Origin of the sequence: Shimazuella kribbensis DSM 45090, from assembly GCF_000428065.1 — a bacterium.
Classification (GTDB): Bacteria; Bacillota; Bacilli; order Thermoactinomycetales; family Thermoactinomycetaceae; genus Shimazuella; species Shimazuella kribbensis.
In genome coordinates this window covers 115,262-132,126 of sequence record NZ_ATZF01000006.1, presented here as the reverse complement: position 1 = coordinate 132,126, position 16,865 = coordinate 115,262, and the positions used below count along the sequence as shown (strand labels likewise).

At 40.1% G+C, this 16,865-nt stretch carries 12 protein-coding genes; 11 read left to right on the top strand and 1 reads right to left on the bottom strand.

All coding sequences use genetic code 11. The features are described 5' to 3' along the window. The first annotated feature begins 178 nt into the window (after positions 1-178). The 9 genes from pyrR to A3GQ_RS0110910 all read left to right on the top strand — a co-directional run bounded on the left by pyrR (position 179) and on the right by A3GQ_RS0110910 (position 12,663). Complete coding sequence (gene pyrR, locus A3GQ_RS0110950) at positions 179-718, top strand: bifunctional pyr operon transcriptional regulator/uracil phosphoribosyltransferase PyrR (RefSeq protein WP_028777084.1); 540 nt, start codon at positions 179-181, stop codon at positions 716-718. Positions 719-853: 135 nt separating this feature from the next. After that, positions 854-2,134 (top strand): dihydroorotase, encoded by a 1,281-nt coding sequence (locus A3GQ_RS0110945; RefSeq protein WP_037464654.1) that lies wholly within the window; start codon positions 854-856, stop codon positions 2,132-2,134. A 31-nt stretch (positions 2,135-2,165) separates the two neighbouring features. Then, a complete protein-coding gene (locus A3GQ_RS0110940) occupies positions 2,166-3,233 on the top strand; it encodes a carbamoyl phosphate synthase small subunit (protein ID WP_028777082.1) in 1,068 nt (355 codons plus the stop codon). Between the two features lie 2 nt (positions 3,234-3,235). Beyond that, positions 3,236-6,457 (top strand): carbamoyl-phosphate synthase large subunit, encoded by a 3,222-nt coding sequence (gene carB, locus A3GQ_RS24125; protein ID WP_051271610.1) that lies wholly within the window; start codon positions 3,236-3,238, stop codon positions 6,455-6,457. Between the two features lie 8 nt (positions 6,458-6,465). Then, the gene (pyrF, locus tag A3GQ_RS0110930; RefSeq protein WP_028777081.1) at positions 6,466-7,170 is read left to right on the top strand and encodes an orotidine-5'-phosphate decarboxylase; all 705 of its coding nucleotides are present in this window, start codon (positions 6,466-6,468) and stop codon (positions 7,168-7,170) included. Continuing rightward, positions 7,167-7,742, top strand: a complete 576-nt coding sequence (gene pyrE / locus A3GQ_RS0110925; protein ID WP_028777080.1) for an orotate phosphoribosyltransferase — start codon at positions 7,167-7,169, stop codon at positions 7,740-7,742. Before pyrF ends, pyrE begins: the two co-directional genes overlap by 4 nt. A 676-nt stretch (positions 7,743-8,418) precedes the next feature. After that, on the top strand, positions 8,419-10,557 hold the full coding sequence (locus A3GQ_RS24120) for an immune inhibitor A domain-containing protein (protein ID WP_169818282.1): 2,139 nt from the start codon (positions 8,419-8,421) through the stop codon (positions 10,555-10,557). A 152-nt stretch (positions 10,558-10,709) separates the two neighbouring features. Beyond that, entirely contained in the window at positions 10,710-11,399 is a 690-nt protein-coding gene (locus A3GQ_RS0110915) for an endonuclease V (RefSeq protein WP_028777079.1), read from the top strand. A gap of 67 nt (positions 11,400-11,466) precedes the next feature. Further along, positions 11,467-12,663, top strand: coding sequence for an MFS transporter (locus tag A3GQ_RS0110910; protein ID WP_083964194.1), 1,197 nt, complete (start codon positions 11,467-11,469; stop codon positions 12,661-12,663). Between the two features lie 169 nt (positions 12,664-12,832). Here A3GQ_RS0110910 and rarD read toward each other — a convergent pair whose 3' ends face one another. After that, positions 12,833-13,756, bottom strand: a complete 924-nt coding sequence (gene rarD, locus A3GQ_RS0110905) for an EamA family transporter RarD (RefSeq protein WP_028777077.1) — start codon at positions 13,754-13,756, stop codon at positions 12,833-12,835. A gap of 605 nt (positions 13,757-14,361) precedes the next feature. Between rarD and A3GQ_RS0110900 the strand changes: the two genes are divergently transcribed. Continuing rightward, positions 14,362-15,579, top strand: a complete 1,218-nt coding sequence (locus A3GQ_RS0110900) for an ATP-grasp domain-containing protein (RefSeq protein ID WP_028777076.1) — start codon at positions 14,362-14,364, stop codon at positions 15,577-15,579. Between the two features lie 33 nt (positions 15,580-15,612). Beyond that, on the top strand, positions 15,613-16,851 hold the full coding sequence (locus A3GQ_RS0110895) for an ATP-grasp domain-containing protein (RefSeq protein WP_028777075.1): 1,239 nt from the start codon (positions 15,613-15,615) through the stop codon (positions 16,849-16,851). The last annotated feature ends 14 nt before the right edge of the window (positions 16,852-16,865 follow it).

Here is a 16,865-nt window from a genome sequence, read left to right as displayed (position 1 = left end):
TCACATGGTCTATTTCCATTTGACAAAAGTAGTATAAATGGGTGATAATACTTCTAGTTTAAAAGGAACCTTTAACACAGTCCTGTGAGGCTGGCAAGGATGCGGAGATAGTACTATGACGTACTTCTTGTTCAGTGTGGACAAGAATTTTTTTTATTACCCAAAAAGGAGCGTTCCATTGTCCACAAAATTAATTTTGGATGAAGCGGCGATCCGTCGAGCACTTACTCGAATTGCACATGAGATCATCGAACGCAACAAAGGTGTAAAAGATACAGTGCTAGTAGGGATCAAAACACGTGGTGTATTTTTAGCTAGGCGTTTACGTGAGCGGATCTTGCAGATTGAGGGCCAAGAAGTACCCATTGGAGAACTCGATATTACTTTGTATCGAGATGATCTGACGGAAAAAAATGATGAGCCACAGTTGCGAGATACAAATGTCCCAGGTATTGTGGGAAAAAAAGTCGTTTTGATCGATGATGTACTCTATACTGGTCGAACGATTCGAGCAGCGATGGATGCATTGATAGATCTAGGTAGGCCAGAGATGATTCAACTTGCAGTTTTGGTAGATCGTGGTCATCGAGAGTTGCCGATTCGGCCAGATTTTGTGGGGAAAAACGTTCCAACTTCCAAACGGGAGATTGTACAAGTTTCCTTACTGGAAGCGGATCATCAAACAGATGAAGTTTCTATCAAACAACAACACACTTGAATAAGTCCTTTTAAAGGCGGTCCTGTGAGGCTGACAAAGGTAAACTTTTGAAAGATCCAAAAGTCTCTTTGTCATGCAGGCAAAGAGACTTTTTTTAAAAGCGTGAAAGCGAGCAAATTAATAGGGGGAAAACAGATGGCTAAAATACTATTAAAAAATGGTCGTATTTTGGGAGCGGAAGGGGATGAGTTGCTCACCCGTGACATCCTTATCCATGGAAATCAAATTGAGCAAATTGGAGAAAATATAGAGGATAACGATGCTGAGATCATTGATCTGGATGGAAAGTTTGTTTCTCCAGGATTTGTTGATTTACATGTACATCTGCGTGAACCCGGATATACTCATAAAGAAACGATTGAAACAGGAGCAACAGCAGCTGTTCGTGGGGGTTTTACTACGATCGCTTGTATGCCAAATACTCGCCCTGTTATTGATACAGTTGAAGTGGTCGAGGAAATTCTCGCGAAAGCGAAAGCAGCAGGAAAAGCGAGAGTATTACCGATTGGAGCTATTACTACTCGTCAGCTTGGATCAGAACACACCGATTTTGAAGCGTTAAAAGAAGCTGGGGCTTTCGCCCTTTCTGATGACGGAGTAGGGGTACAAAACAGTCAAATGATGCGTGTAGCGATGCGTAAAGCGAAAAAACTCGGATTACCTATTGTTGCCCACTGTGAAGATGACACGCTGGTCAAAGGCGGAGTGGTTCACGAAGGTGCATTTGCTGCAAAACATGGTTTGACCGGTATGCCAAGTCTATCCGAATCGATTCATATTGGACGAGATATTTTACTAGCAGAAGATACTGGTGTTCACTACCATGTCTGTCATATCAGTGCAAAGGAATCTGTGCGCTTAGTCAAAGAAGCCAAATCACGTGGTCAAAAAGTAACAGCAGAAGTTACCCCCCACCACTTGTTACTCTGCGAAGATGATATCCCAGATGTGGATGCGAACTGGAAGATGAATCCTCCTCTTCGAGCAAAGGAAGATCGCGAGGCATTGATTATTGCATTGCAAGACGGCTCGATTGATTTTATTGCAACGGATCATGCACCACATACAGAAGAAGAAAAAGCGGCTGGAATCGAGCTGGCACCATTTGGGATTGTAGGTTTGGAAACAGCATTCCCCCTTTTATATACCAAGTTAGTGAAAACAGGGCAATTTACCCTTCGTCGATTAGTGGAGCTGATGAGCACCATACCAGCTGAACGGTTTGACTTGCCATATGGAAAGTTAGCAGAGGGCCAGCTTGCCGATATTACAGTGATCGATTTGGAACAAGAACAAGAAATCGATCCAAAATCCTTCTTATCCAAAGGGAGAAATACACCTTTTGTTGGATGGAAAACGAAGGGATGGCCAACGCTAACCATTGTAGATGGAAAAATTGTTTGGACGGCAGAATAGAAACAGATTGCATATGCGGAGGGTGAACAGGATGAAAGCACGATTACTTCTTATCGACGGAACAGTATTTATGGGTATTTCATTTGGAGCAACTGGGGAATCAATCGGAGAAGTAGTATTTAATACCAGTATGACAGGTTATCAAGAAATTGTTACTGATCCATCATACTGCGGCGAATTGATTACCATGACATATCCTCTTATAGGAAATTACGGGTTTAATCGTGAAGATAATGAATCTTTAACACCTCATTGCCAAGGTTTAATCGTACGTGAACATGCAGAGTACGCGAGCAATTGGAGAAATGAACTATCGATCCATGAATGGTTAGCGATGCATCATATCGTTGGTATTTCTGATATCGATACGAGGATGTTGACAAGAAAAATCCGGATTCATGGCACAATGAAAGGTATGATCACAACGAGTGATGAGCCAGTTGAAGTGCTTCTGACTCGATTGCAAGATGCTTCTCTTCGTACGGATCAAGTTGCACAAGTAAGCACAAAAAATGTGCAAATATCTCCGAACAATGGCAAACGAGTGGTCTTAGTAGACTATGGCGCAAAACATAACATTCATCGTGAACTTATAGAACGCGATTGCGAAGTAGTAGTAGTTCCTTATAATACAACAGCAGAAGAAATTTTAAAGTATCAACCAGATGGTGTGATGCTTTCCAATGGACCTGGAGACCCAAAAGATGTACCAGAATCTGTACAAGCCATTCAAGACCTACTCGGTAAAGTACCGATTTTTGGAATTTGCCTTGGACATCAATTGCTCTCCCTCGCTTGCGGAGCAGACACAGAAAAATTGAAATTTGGTCATCGAGGCGGTAATCATCCAGTCAAAGAATTGTCTTCTGGTCGATCTTATTTAACAGCGCAAAATCACGGTTATGTCGTTCGAGAGTCCTCATTAGAAAATACAGCACTCAAAGTAAGTCATCTTGCATTGAATGATGGGACGATTGAAGGAGTAGAGCACAAAGAAGTACCTGCATTTTCCGTACAGTATCATCCAGAATCAGCACCAGGACCGCTTGACTCTGGCTATTTGTTTGATCGGTTTATGACAATGATGGAGGGGAAATAATCATGCCAAAAGATTCGACATTAAAAAAGATCCTCGTAATTGGTTCAGGACCTATCGTAATTGGCCAAGCAGCAGAATTTGATTATGCAGGAACACAAGCTTGCCAAGCACTGAAAGAAGAGGGTATGGAAGTAGTTCTTGTAAATAGTAACCCTGCAACGATTATGACTGACACCAATATGGCAGATAAAGTGTACATTGAACCGCTTACTGTTGATTTTCTCACTCAAATCATTCGTAAAGAAAGACCAGATGGTTTGTTGCCTACTTTAGGAGGACAAACAGGGTTAAACTTAGCAGTGAAATTGGCAGAAGCAGGTGTTCTTGAGCGCGAAGGAGTACGATTACTCGGTACGGAACTTCGTGCAATTACGTGTGCCGAAGACAGGGATCAATTTCGAGCATTGATGCATGAGTTAAATGAACCCGTTCCATCAAGTGATATTGTACAGACTGCGGATGAGGCTGTTCGTTTTGCCAGCTCCAATGGATACCCTGTTATCGTACGACCTGCTTATACACTAGGCGGTACTGGTGGCGGTATCGTAAACAATGAAGGGGAATTACGCGAAATCGTCGAGAATGGGCTTCGCCTAAGTCCTATCACGCAATGCCTTGTCGAACAGAGTATTGCCGGATTTAAAGAAGTAGAATATGAAGTGATGCGAGATGCAAATGACAATGCTATCGTCGTGTGTAACATGGAAAACTTTGATCCAGTAGGGGTTCACACAGGCGACAGTATCGTATTTGCTCCTAGTCAGACTTTGTCGGACAAAGAATATCACATGCTTCGCTCGTCTGCGCTAAAAATGATTCGTGCTCTTGATATTCGAGGTGGCTGTAACGTTCAGTTTGCCCTTGATCCTCATAGTTTTCAGTATTACGTGATTGAAGTGAATCCACGAGTGAGCCGCTCCAGTGCCTTAGCATCTAAAGCGACAGGATATCCAATTGCTCGGATCGCTGCAAAAATTGCGATGGGGTATACCTTAGATGAATTAATCAACCCGGTAACGGGACAAACATATGCTTGTTTTGAGCCAGCATTGGACTATGTAGTTAGCAAAATTCCACGTTGGCCTTTCGATAAATTCTCTTCTGCCAATCGCCGTTTGGGAACTCAAATGAAAGCAACAGGAGAAGTGATGGCGATCGGTCGTACGTTAGAAGAGTCTCTGCTAAAAGCAGTTCGCTCCCTTGAGATCGGTGCAGACTATCTTTATTTACCAGAAACAAAGGATATGACTCGGGAGGAATTGGAAAAGAGAATCGTTCGTGTAGATGATGAACGTCTCTTCTTACTTGGGGAATGGTTCCGTCGAGGATATTCGATGGAAGAGGCACACCAGCTAACCAAAATCGATCGTTTCTTCCTTATCAAACTAGAGAGAATCATCCAACTGGAACTACAGTTAGCAGATACTGCTGAACTAAGCGCTGATCTTCTACTTACAGCCAAGCGAATGGGTTTCACAGACCGGACGATTGCTCGTTTGACTGGGAGTAAAGGTAAGGAAATAGTCAACAAACGGAAAGAACTTGGAATTACACCTGTTTATAAAATTGTAGATACATGTGCCGCAGAATTTTCCGCTTCTACACCTTACTACTACTCTACGTATGAACAAGAAGATGAAGTAGAAAAAAGCGATAAGAAAACCGTACTGGTACTTGGATCTGGACCGATCCGTATTGGACAAGGAGTAGAGTTTGACTACGCTACCGTACATGCGATTTGGGCCCTTCGCGAAGCGGGTTATGAAGCAGTGATTATAAACAACAATCCAGAAACAGTTTCGACAGACTTTAATACATCCGACCGCCTTTACTTTGAGCCGCTCTTTAAAGAAGATGTGATGAATGTCATTGAACGCGAGAAACCAATCGGTGTAATCGTTCAATTTGGTGGCCAAACTGCTTTAAACTTAGCAAGAGACTTACGCTTTGAAGGCATTCCAATCCTCGGTACTTCTTTAGAAGAGATTGATCGTGCGGAAGATCGCAAGAAATTTGAAAAGCTTCTCAGTGATGTAGATATAGCCCAGCCGCCAGGAGCAGCAGTTACTTCCATTGAAGCAGCAGTGGAAACTGCTACAGACTTAGGTTATCCAGTCCTGGTTCGCCCTTCCTATGTATTAGGTGGACGCGCGATGCAGATTGTATATAACGAAAGTGAACTAAGAGATTATATGGTGGAAGCAGTAAAAGTAAATCCAGAACACCCTGTATTGATTGACCGCTATTTGTTAGGAAAAGAGCTTGAAGTTGATGCGATCTGTGATGGAGAAGAAGTGCTTATCCCCGGAATTATGGAGCACATCGAAAGAGCTGGAGTTCACTCAGGTGACTCGATCGCAGTCTATCCACCGCAATTTATTACGGATCAACAAAAGCAACGCCTTGTTGAAATCACAACAAGCATTGCCAAAGCACTGAATACAAAAGGACTTATCAATATCCAGTTTGTGCTCTTCCAAGAAGAGATGTATGTACTAGAAGTGAATCCTCGTGCTTCCCGTACCGTTCCTTTCTTGAGTAAAGTAACAGGTATCCCAATGGCACAAGTTGCAACAAAAATTATGCTGGGTGAAAGCTTAGCGGATCAAGGATATACTGGTGGACTATGGCCCGAAACACCAGAAGTAGCAGTGAAAGTACCTGTGTTCTCTTTCGCTAAGCTTCGCCGAGTAGACATCATGCTTGGTCCAGAAATGAAATCTACTGGAGAAGTCATGGGTAGAGATCGCGATTATGCAAGAGCAGTTTACAAAGGTTTAGTAGCAGCAGGTATTTCTCTACCTCGATTTGGGACAGTAGTAGCAACAATTGGGGATAAAGAGAAGGAAGAAGTGATTCCATTGATGGAGCGCTTTATTCAACTGGGTTATCGAGTAGTGTCGACATCAGGAACAGCGGACATTTTGGAAAACGCAGGTATTCCTGTACAACGAGTCAACAAATTGAAAGATGGTTCCCCTCATATCCTTGATATGATTCGAACAGGTGAGGCAGATTTGGTTGTAAACACATGGACACGTGGTAAAACACCAGAAAGAGATGGGTTCCTCATTCGCCGAGAAGCGGTAGAACATGGCATTGCATGCTTAACTTCGCTCGATACAGTAGAAGCATTACTGAGTACGATGGAATCGATCCATTTAAATGCACTACCAATTGGCGAAGAAGCAAAAGTTACCAAAAAGCAAACGGTCTTGGTGTAGGAGGAATTATGAGTAAACAAGTAATTGTGGCATTGGATTATTCCTTACAAGAAGCAGAATTATTTTTACGTTCTTTTCCAAAATCGTTTATCAAAGTAGGCTATCAATTGTTTTATGAAGCAGGACCTGCTTGGGTTGCTCAAAAGAAAGAGGAAGGTTATCAAGTCTTCCTCGATCTCAAACTTCACGATATCCCTAATACGGTGTTTGAAGGAGTAAAAGCAGTGAGCAAATTGGGTGTAGATTTGCTCACGATTCATGCAAGTGGTGGTAGTCACATGATATCACGAGCACGAGAAGCAGTAGAACAAACAGCAACAGCCGATCACCGAACCAAAATTTTGGCCGTTACGCAATTGACAAGTACGGATCAATCGATGCTAACCAATGAATTACAAATACGAGCTCAAGTAACTGAATCAGCTATTCATCTAGCTCAGTTGGCACAACGCTCTGGAGCAGATGGGGTAATTTGTTCGGGTCTCGAGGTACAGGCGATCAAACAAGCAACTTCGTCTCATTTCCTAGCAGTGACACCGGGGATTCGCCCAAAAGAAGCAGGGGTAGATGATCAAAAACGTGTCGTAACACCAGTCGAAGCAATCGAACGCGGAGCAGATTATTTGGTGATAGGCAGACCGATTACCAAAGCCGAAAATCCGGTTCAAGCGTATGAAACCATTTTACAATCCATCAAGGAGGCTACAACATGAGCAATTGGACATTAGAAGCCGCAATCGAGCGGACAGGAGTATTGAAAAAAGGCCACTTCTTATTATCTTCTGGTCGTCACAGCGACCAATATATGCAAATGGCTCAATTGCTTCAATACCCTGCGGAGGCAAAGGAAGCAGGAATTGCCGTTGCTAAACTTTTTGAAGATCAACAAATTGATCTTGTTGTGGGCCCTGCTTTAGGTGGAGTCATCATCGCGCATGAAGTAGCGAGTGCATTAGGAGTACGCTGTATCTTTGCTGAACGTAAAGAAGGTGAAATGCAGATTCGACGAGGCTTTGAAGTAGAAGCTGGGGAACGAGTCCTCGTCATTGAAGATGTAGTGACAACAGGCGGTTCTGTAAAGGAAGTCATTGCTTTGTTAGAAGAAAGAGAAGCGAAGATCATCGGAGTAGGATCACTAGTAGATCGTACCAAGGGTGAAAATCCATTTGATGTAACATATCGCGCACTAAAAGCAGTACAAATCGAGAGCTATCCAGCAGAAGACTGTCCTTTCTGTAAAGATGGAGTTCCTGTTGTAAAACCAGGTAGCCGGCATAAAAAATAAGATTTTATCCTCCCTGTTATATGAGGGAGGTTTTTTTATTTATCTTATTTAAAATGAAAACAGACAAGTCAAAGTGAAATTTGCAACTTCGTGTATAGGAGAGATTTCAGCTCTTCCCCATCATATCCTTAATTGTATCGAAAGCTTTAAACCGAGCAAATGTGTGTCTGGTATAAGTAATTTGGACAAACTTGTAAACCCTTTGCTCATATCGACCTACTCGAGCAATCAAGGCGAATCAGAACTCGCCAAGAGCAAAGGGTTGATCGAATCCAAAATGCATGAAATTGGATCATGCATAGCGGCGGTGACAGCTTTGTTGTCACCGCCGTAGTTATTTGGATGAGTAGATTGCCAAATGATGTTACCCTTCATAAGCTTTGAGTTTGAAAAATTGTAAATTTATGTTATATTTTATATGCGCTATTATGGAAAAAGAAGAGAGGATGCTAATTTTATAATAAATAAATGAAATATTGTAATAAATCCAATCGAATCTTCTCTCGTTCCCACCTAGCCAATGTTGAACATATAAAGAGGTGGTTTTTCTATATTTGTTTCTAATCGGAGATGGAAGATCGTACTTTGTTTCATTTTGCTAAGCTGCGCTTGTTTGCCATTTATATTGCATCACGATGTTGAAGCAAAAGAACAAAAACAAAAGAAGTTTATGTATATGGATAAGGGATTAGTCCATCAAGAAGGCTATATCACATACCTACGTAAAAAAGGGAAAATCAAAGCTTCTACTACTCCTGAACAAATAGATAAAATCGTCAAACAGGAATTGGAGCAAAGGCAAAATCCATTCTTTTTAACAGATGGTATAGATACAACGAGCACTTTTGGGGAAAAGGTATACCTTCAACAACAAAAGTTGCGACAAAAAGTGATCCAGCGTGTACATAAACTTTCCGAGCAAACAGATCTTCCTTCGTTCCCTCATCAAGATAATGCAGTCGTTGCATTAATCGAGTTTCCTGATCAACTCCACAATCAAATAAATTTTTCTGATGACCGTAGTTTTTGGACAAAAGATTTCAATCCTGAGCATTACAAAAATCTACTTTTTGGTAAAAATGGATATACCATGTCGAATGAAAAGAAATTAATCACTGCACATCAATATTATCAGCAACAGTCTGCTGGGACTTGGACTTTGGATGGGGTTGTGACCAAATGGAGTCTAGCCAAACAGCCTGCTGCCTACTATGGAGCTCATCATAAAACTGAAGATTATACACAAAATGATATCAATCCTACGGAACTAATAGAAGAAACATTACAAAGTGTAGGTAGTAAAATTGCTGGAAAAGAAGCGATGTATGATCAACGTGATCCTTATGACTTAGATGACGACGAAAATGTGATGGAAGCAGATGGATTACTCGATAATTTATTTGTTGTTCACGCAGGGAAAGGGGAAGAAGCAGGTGGTGGAGATAACTCGATTTGGTCTCATCGATCTGTAATAGGACCTGAACCAAGACCGATTCCTGGTACGACCTTAAAAGCCTATGATTATATTATTCAACCAGAAGATGGAGCAACGGGAGTTTTTACACATGAGTATGCACACAACTTAGGGTTGCCAGACGAATATGACACAGGATATACAGGTACAGGTTCACCTGTAGAGGCATGGTCTTTGATGTCATATGGTAGTTGGACAGGGGTGATTCCAGATACAGAGCCTTCTGGTTTAAGTCCATGGGATAAATTGTATTTTGCGAGTGTCTATGGTGGCAATTGGGCTGTTCCCAAGTCCTTTAAATTGGAAGATTTACAAAATCCACGAACATTACCGATTCGAGAAGCAGTAGCTTATTCTAGAAAAGGGAAAATGATCAAAGTAGATTTACCAGATCGCGTTATTTCTCCACCTCTTCAACCATTAGGGAAAAAATCTTACTATTCTACCAAAGGGAACATGCTTCATACGAAACTAGTTTCGCCAACGATAGATTTAACGAAAAACAATTCAGCAAAACTAACTTTTGATACATGGTATGAAATCGAATCGGGTTATGATTTTTTATATGTAGAAGCATACATAGATGACAGGCAAGAGCCTAAGCAAATTGCATCTTTTACAGGGAAGACGGATAAAAAATGGGTGCAGAAAAATTTAGATTTGTCTTCTATGGTTGGTCATCGGGTTCGGTTGGCATTTCATTATGTGACAGATGTAGGATCAGTGTTAGAAGGATTCTATGTCGATAATATACAGGTGTTAGCAGATGAACAACCTGTTCTCGCAGATGATGCTGAAGGGGAGCCTCGTTTTACCTTAGAAGGCTTTCAGGTTTTCGATGGTTCACCTGTCGCTTATCCCAACTATTATTTGATTGAGTGGAGAACCCATCATGGAGTGGATAAAGGCTTGGCCCATATTCGAAGAGAGAAAAACTTGTTAAGTTACGATTCAGGAATGTTAGTTTGGTACTATGATGGCAGCTTTGGAGAAGACAATCAAACAGGATTCCATCCAGGTGAGGGGTTCTTAGGTGTAGTGGATGCTCATCAAATTGGGCATTATTGGAGTGATGGGAAAGTTGGGTCTACACGCTATCAAGTAAACGATGCAGCTTTTCATATTCATCCAACTTCCCCAATTGATATTCAATTTGGTGGTGTTCATATGAAATATAAATCCAAAACAGGTATCACTCGATTTTCAGATCAACAAGATTATAGTAGTCCTTTTAATCCAGATGGAGGAAAAATTCTTCCAAAACACGGTGTATCGATCAAATTAAATAAAGTGAGGAAAGATCAAAAACAAGTTTGGGTGACTTTAGGTGGTCTGCAATAGAAAATGGGTGCTCTCTTGATTCAATAGAATCAAGAGAGCATTTTTTTAAAATGAAATTGTCTGAGGGAGTATGAGATAGTTGAAGAATCCACATTTTCAATTCTTGGTAGTATAAAATGAAATAAAGACAGAATGAATTTAGCGGAGGACATATGAAATACGAAAGAATACATACTTTCCCTGTAAAGGATGAACAAAAGAAACAAATACAAACAGAATTTGCTAAACAGATTGTATTTTCACCTCACTCCCATACACCAAGTATTGTTTGTGGGATTGATCTTGCGTATCAATCGGATCAAGCAGCAGCAATCATCGTGATTATGAATCATCAATCAAAAGAAATCTTAGAAATCGTTTCTCATTGTGAAACAGTAAATGAACCTTATATTCCGGGAATGCTTGCCTTTCGTGAACTTCCGCTTATTTTGAAAGCATGGGAGAAGCTCGCAATCGAACCAGAAGTTGTTTTTTTCGATGGGAATGGAATGTTGCATCCAAGAAGGATGGGTATTGCCACTCATGCCTCGTTTTTTCTACAAAAACCAACAATTGGTATAGCCAAAACTTATCTGTTAGGAGAACATGAAGAATTGGGGGGGAATCAGGGAGATTATCAATTGATTCGCGATCACCAAGAGGTTATTGGGGCTATAGTACGAACACAAACCAATGTAAAGCCAGTCTATGTTTCCATTGGGAACTATATAACTTTAGAAGATGCTATTCGGTTAAGTTTAGAGCAAGTGGGCAACATTAGCCGTATACCTGAAATTGTAAGACAAGCAGATATTTATTCTCGAAAGATTTTACGAGAGCATAGGGGTGACGAAGAGGTTTGATTTGAAATTGAGAATGGTATCCGTTTTTCACACAAATCCGATATAATAGACTTACAGAAAACAGCAGATGGAAAGGAAACGTATGTTTTCTCAACGGAATTGGTCATTCCCAATCGTTTTTTATCCGTTTGTAGGTGTGAACTTTCTCACCTGCGGGCTGATGTTCCTTGGAAATATGACCATACCTATCCTTGTGGAAGAGCGAGAATGGGAGCGAGAGCTTGGATTGATGAGCTCTCTATACCTCATTGGCATGGTGTTCGGGCGTGTGCTAGGCGGATGGCTGCTCAGTCGAGTAAACAACCTTTATGCACTCCATGCATGCATTTTCATGTTGGTCATTACGACTTTGATGTATGGAGTCGTCAGTGTGCCAGCACTTTTCTTGGGGCTTCGAGTGGTACAAGGAATGGTTCAAGGAGTAACGTTTTCCTTTAGCGATTCCTTGGTTGCCAAAGTACTGGAGAGCACTGCTCCGAGAAAATCGGATGTGCCAGAGCAGCAGTTTGCGAAAGGGATGGGCTACTACTCAGTAGCTGGTACCATCAGTATCTTCGCGATCGGTTATAGCGGCTTGTTTCTAATGGAACAGATTCCCTTCCATATGATGTACATGCTGGTGGCATTCGTCACGATGGTATTGTACATCTGGTTGAGTCTCTTTATCAGCAAAAAGAAGGAGATTTTTCTCCTGCAAGGTGACAAACCGAAATGGTGGAGCTTTTTCGTTTTGGCTGCCATTCCTTACGGTGTTATGGCAGGAGGTATTGCTGCTGTCTTTGCGGTGGTAACCACCTACAGTGAGCCGTTGTCCAAAGAAAAAGAGCTGTTCTTGGTTGTAGTGACGATTGGTATCACGCTTGCCATCGTATTGGGAAGAGTGTGTGCCGGCTACATGACAGCTCGAACACAGACTAGCATGATCTTCGCTATGAGCATGGTCATTAGTGGAACGATCATGTTGTGGAAGGGGCGAGATTTTCTTGCCTACGGGGCTGTGCTGATGATTGGATTGGGTTATGGTATTGCCATTATTCTGTTCTTTGACATGCTAAAACGTCAAATGAAGCCAGAAATGATCGGTGCTGCCTTTGCCACTTTTTCCATCGTCTGCTTCGAACTCATGCCTGCACTTGCAAAATGGCTTTTCGCAAATGAAGCGGTGCAGCAAGGATATGAAAACTCGTTGGGATTGCTCATCGGTTTCCCGATTAGTTCCCTCATTCTGTTTCTCCTGTATCTGGGGATAAGAAAAAATAGATAAGAAAAAGAGATCATAAACCTCAGTGGCTGGTGTAGGAATACACCAGCCATCCAACATTTATAGGAGTACCAAGTAAAGAGAAGTCAAAAGGTTTTATAAACAAAAAGGAGGCATCTCGATGAATATCCAATTGATTCGTCATGCAACGCCGGCTAAAACAGCTGAGTTTTTAGGTGTTTTCTTTTATGAGCTCCTCTTCCTTTATAGGAATTCTCATAAATTTCATGCGAGAGAATGTAAAGACGATGAGAGCTAACCAAATGAAACTAAAACTCACAAATTCCACGGTTGTAAATGATTCATGGAAGAAGAAGATCCCTAAGATCAAGTTAATGGTTGGTGCAATGTATTGCAAAAATCCCATGGTAAACATCGAAACTCTTTTTTGTCCGATCCCAAACCAGAGAAGTGGTAAGGCAGTCAACACGCCAGAGCAAATAAGTAGAATCATCACGAAAGGAGAAACATGACCCAATGAGCCTGTCCCGTTGAATTCTACAAAACCCAAATAAGCAATTGCAACTGGAATCATCATAATCGTTTCCAAAGCGAGAGAGACGACTGGACCTACATGGACTACTTTTTTAAATAGACCATATAAAGCAAAAGTAAGTGCGAGAGAAAGAGAAACCCAAGGAATCTGACCATAGTTAATAGTTAGAATAATCACACTAATCGAAGCTAGACATAAGGAGACGGTTTGCCAAAGGTTCAGTCGTTCTTTAAAAAATAACATTCCAAAAGCTATGCTGATCAAAGGATTAATATAGTATCCCAAACTGGATTCAATCACATGTCCATTTGTTACAGACCAGATATATATAAACCAATTGGCACACATAAAAACTGCTCCAGCTAAAACCATTGATACAGTTTTTACACTAGTGAAGACCTCTTTTATTTGAGGCCATTGTTTCCTCATTGTTATTAAAATTGCGACAAATAAAAAAGACCAAATAAATCGATGAGCTAGTATTTGGAGAGAGGGAATTTGTTCTAGAAAGTGCCAATATATAGGAAGAATTCCCCAAGATATATAAGCTGCGACAGCATACCACATACCGACTCGATCGTCTTTCAGATGTGATGACATGGATGTACCTCATTTCAATATTTTTTAGAAAAAAAAGTAGAATTGTTTAAAAAATAGATAAATTACTTCCATTTTGTCTATTCTAATATTTTTGATCCTACCATATTTAATAAATTTATTTAATATTATCGCTTAACTATTTCTTATAAATATATGAATTATACAATTTATGATAGGAAAGGTAAACAATATTTTTAAGGTTTAGGATGGGAAGAAAATACAAATAAAATACATAAAATAGAATTATAATCCATTTTTATATTTTGGATTATCAAAAGAAGTGCCCGAAACTCACGATTCTAATGAACCAGGGAGATCCTGTTTGTCAAAGTTATATAATTAACTAGGAATAATAAGTACTTTATTGAAAAATAAAACATGTTCGAAATATAGATCCGAGTATAGGTTACTATTATATTTTTGTTATAAATATAAAGAATAAAATATAAAAACTGATTAATTTTCAATAAATGCGATTGCGAATACAATGTTATTTTTTTATAATGGTGTCTAATAGGAAGGATGATAACTGGGTATTTATACCAATTTCTACCCTAAATTAGTAAAATATTTACTATTATTTTGAAAAAAACAGGCGGTGTACAATGAGTATTTTAATTCTTAATTTCGCTCCTCATGAGCGAACGCCATATGAAAAATTATTTGCATCATTAGACGAACCTCTAGTACTCATTACAAGTAGGGAAACTGCATCTTCTTATCCAAAGGATGCATTTGCTCATATGGAGATCATTGACAATTATTTGCATCATCCGCTTGTTTATCATCGTGCCATCCAGTTGCATCGCACCTATTCCTTTCGTAAAGTAGTTGCCGCTTTTGAAGGGGATATTGTTTTGGCAGCAAAATTGCGTGAATACTTTCATATTGATGGTCAGCATATACAAAGCGCAATGAATTACAGAGATAAAGTAACAATGAAAGACAAAGTTGCAGAATCGGGGTTGCGTGTGCCGAAGTATAACAGAATCAACGATATAGTAGATTTGCATACTTTTTTGGATAGCAACAGATATCCTGTGATAGTAAAGCCCATAGATGGTTTTGGATCAATTGGAACTACGATTCTTCATACAGAAGAAGAACTAGATGATTTTATAAAACAGAAACCAGATTTATCTAATTTGGAAGTAGAGGAATTTATAAATGGCACGCTGCACACCGTAGATGGGATTGTGAAAGATGGAGAAATTGCATTTATTTGTGTCTCCGAAGCAGTAGGAGGGAACTTTATTGATCTGGACCATAGTGGGATCACAGGAAGTTTTCAGTTGCACCCACAAAATCCATTGTTCAAGAGAATGACCGCTTACTGTAAAAAAGTCATAGAGGCTCTAGAAACTCCCTCGGATACAGCATTTCATGCCGAGATTTTTTATACACAAGAGGATGATATTGTTTTATGTGAAATAGCGAGTAGGCCTTGTGGAGCTCATATCGCACCAAGTGCTTACCATACGTTTGGAATTGATATGACACAAGCACATGTACAATTGCAGGCGGGTGCTCCCTATTCTTTTTCTAATAATGGAGAAAATCATACACCATCACGCTTATCAGCATGGCTTTATTTTAATGGTGAACAAGGTAAGCTTTTGTCTCTTCCAGAAGGAGATCCTCCAGAGGGTGTCTTTGAATACTGTGTTTTTGGAAAAGTAGGTCAGTCTTTTGCAAAAGATTCTTATGCTTTTGGGAGAATTGCTCATATGTTACTCGAAGCTCCGTCCGAACTACAATTAAAAAAACGAATCCAAAACGTATGTCAATGGTTTACATCACAAGTTTCATGGGATTTACAGTAATCTCATAATAAAAATAGAAAGTTGGAAAACAAGATGATATTAGTCCTCTGTGCAAGGAAATTTGCAGTACATGATTGGTATGAATCACTAGGAGAGGAACTATTTCTATTAACAAGTGATGAAATTGTAGATTTCTTTCTAAAAGACAAATTTGCTTATATTGAAACATTTTCTGATTTTTGGAGTAATCCCATGGTGATGCGTAGGGCTATGCAGTTACATAAGAAACATACATTTCGTAAAATTATCGGCCCTACAGAATTAGATATGATTCGATCTGCGAAGTTAAGAGAACATTTGAATATAGAAGGTCTACAGAGTAGCGACAGTGCTTTGCAATATCGTGACAAAGTCTATATGAAAGACAAAGTAAAAGCTGGAGGACTTCGTGTACCACGATATCGCAGGTTACATGATGAGATGGATTTACTTTCCTTTATTGATGAAAATGGTTTTCCTGTTCTACTGAAGCCCCTTTCTGCATTTGGTTCGATTGGTGTAAAGGTTCTTTGGAGCGAGCATGATTTGGACGACTATCTACGAAGTAAGCCCATTTTTTTGGGATATGAGGCAGAAGAATACATCGAAGGTACACTATATACAGTCGACGGAGTCGTGATAAACGATGAAGTAGTATTTATTAGTACAAGTGAGTATGTAGGTGGAAACTTAATTGATCTAGATAGTAGTGGGATCAATGGGAATTGGATTCTTCATCCAACAAATCCATTATCCAAACGATTGATAGCATATACGAAAAAGATGATTCAAGCATTAGATACTCCAAAACATGCAGTATTTCATGCTGAGTTATTTCATACTGTTGATGACGACATTGTGTTATGTGAAATTGCATGTCGCTGTCCAGGCAGCCATCTTCCTCATTGTATCGATTATACGTACGACGTAGATTTGGTTAAATTGATGTTTCAAATTCATGTAGAAACACCTATCCATTTGCCAAATGATGGGGAAAATCACAATCCAGAAAAATTGTATGGGTTTGTCTATTTTACACCCAAAGAAGGCCGTATCGTCTCCCTGCCGATCGATAATCCGCCGGACTGGGTCGTAGACTATCAACTTTTAGGAAAAGTCGGACAAGAATATCCAAAAGATGTGAATTATGATTATCCCTATGCATACATGATATTTGAGAGTGAAACGGAAGAAGGATTAAAAGCTCGTACCGTAGAGATTTGTGAATGGTTTACAAGTCGAGTAGAGTGGGATCATGAAAATAGGTTAGAAACAGTAGAGATCGGAGTTTAATAGAGTCGGAGTCC

Coding starts and splice junctions, on each gene's coding strand:
- A3GQ_RS0110945 (WP_037464654.1), top strand. CDS start 854: ATGGCTAAAATACTATTAAAAAATGGTCGTATTTTGGGAGCGGAAGGG.
- A3GQ_RS0110940 (WP_028777082.1), top strand. CDS start 2,166: ATGAAAGCACGATTACTTCTTATCGACGGAACAGTATTTATGGGTATT.
- carB (WP_051271610.1), top strand. CDS start 3,236: ATGCCAAAAGATTCGACATTAAAAAAGATCCTCGTAATTGGTTCAGGA.
- pyrF (WP_028777081.1), top strand. CDS start 6,466: ATGAGTAAACAAGTAATTGTGGCATTGGATTATTCCTTACAAGAAGCA.
- pyrE (WP_028777080.1), top strand. CDS start 7,167: ATGAGCAATTGGACATTAGAAGCCGCAATCGAGCGGACAGGAGTATTG.
- A3GQ_RS24120 (WP_169818282.1), top strand. CDS start 8,419: ATGGATAAGGGATTAGTCCATCAAGAAGGCTATATCACATACCTACGT.
- A3GQ_RS0110915 (WP_028777079.1), top strand. CDS start 10,710: ATGAAATACGAAAGAATACATACTTTCCCTGTAAAGGATGAACAAAAG.
- A3GQ_RS0110910 (WP_083964194.1), top strand. CDS start 11,467: ATGGAAAGGAAACGTATGTTTTCTCAACGGAATTGGTCATTCCCAATC.
- rarD (WP_028777077.1), bottom strand. CDS start 13,756: ATGTCATCACATCTGAAAGACGATCGAGTCGGTATGTGGTATGCTGTC.
- A3GQ_RS0110900 (WP_028777076.1), top strand. CDS start 14,362: ATGAGTATTTTAATTCTTAATTTCGCTCCTCATGAGCGAACGCCATAT.
- A3GQ_RS0110895 (WP_028777075.1), top strand. CDS start 15,613: ATGATATTAGTCCTCTGTGCAAGGAAATTTGCAGTACATGATTGGTAT.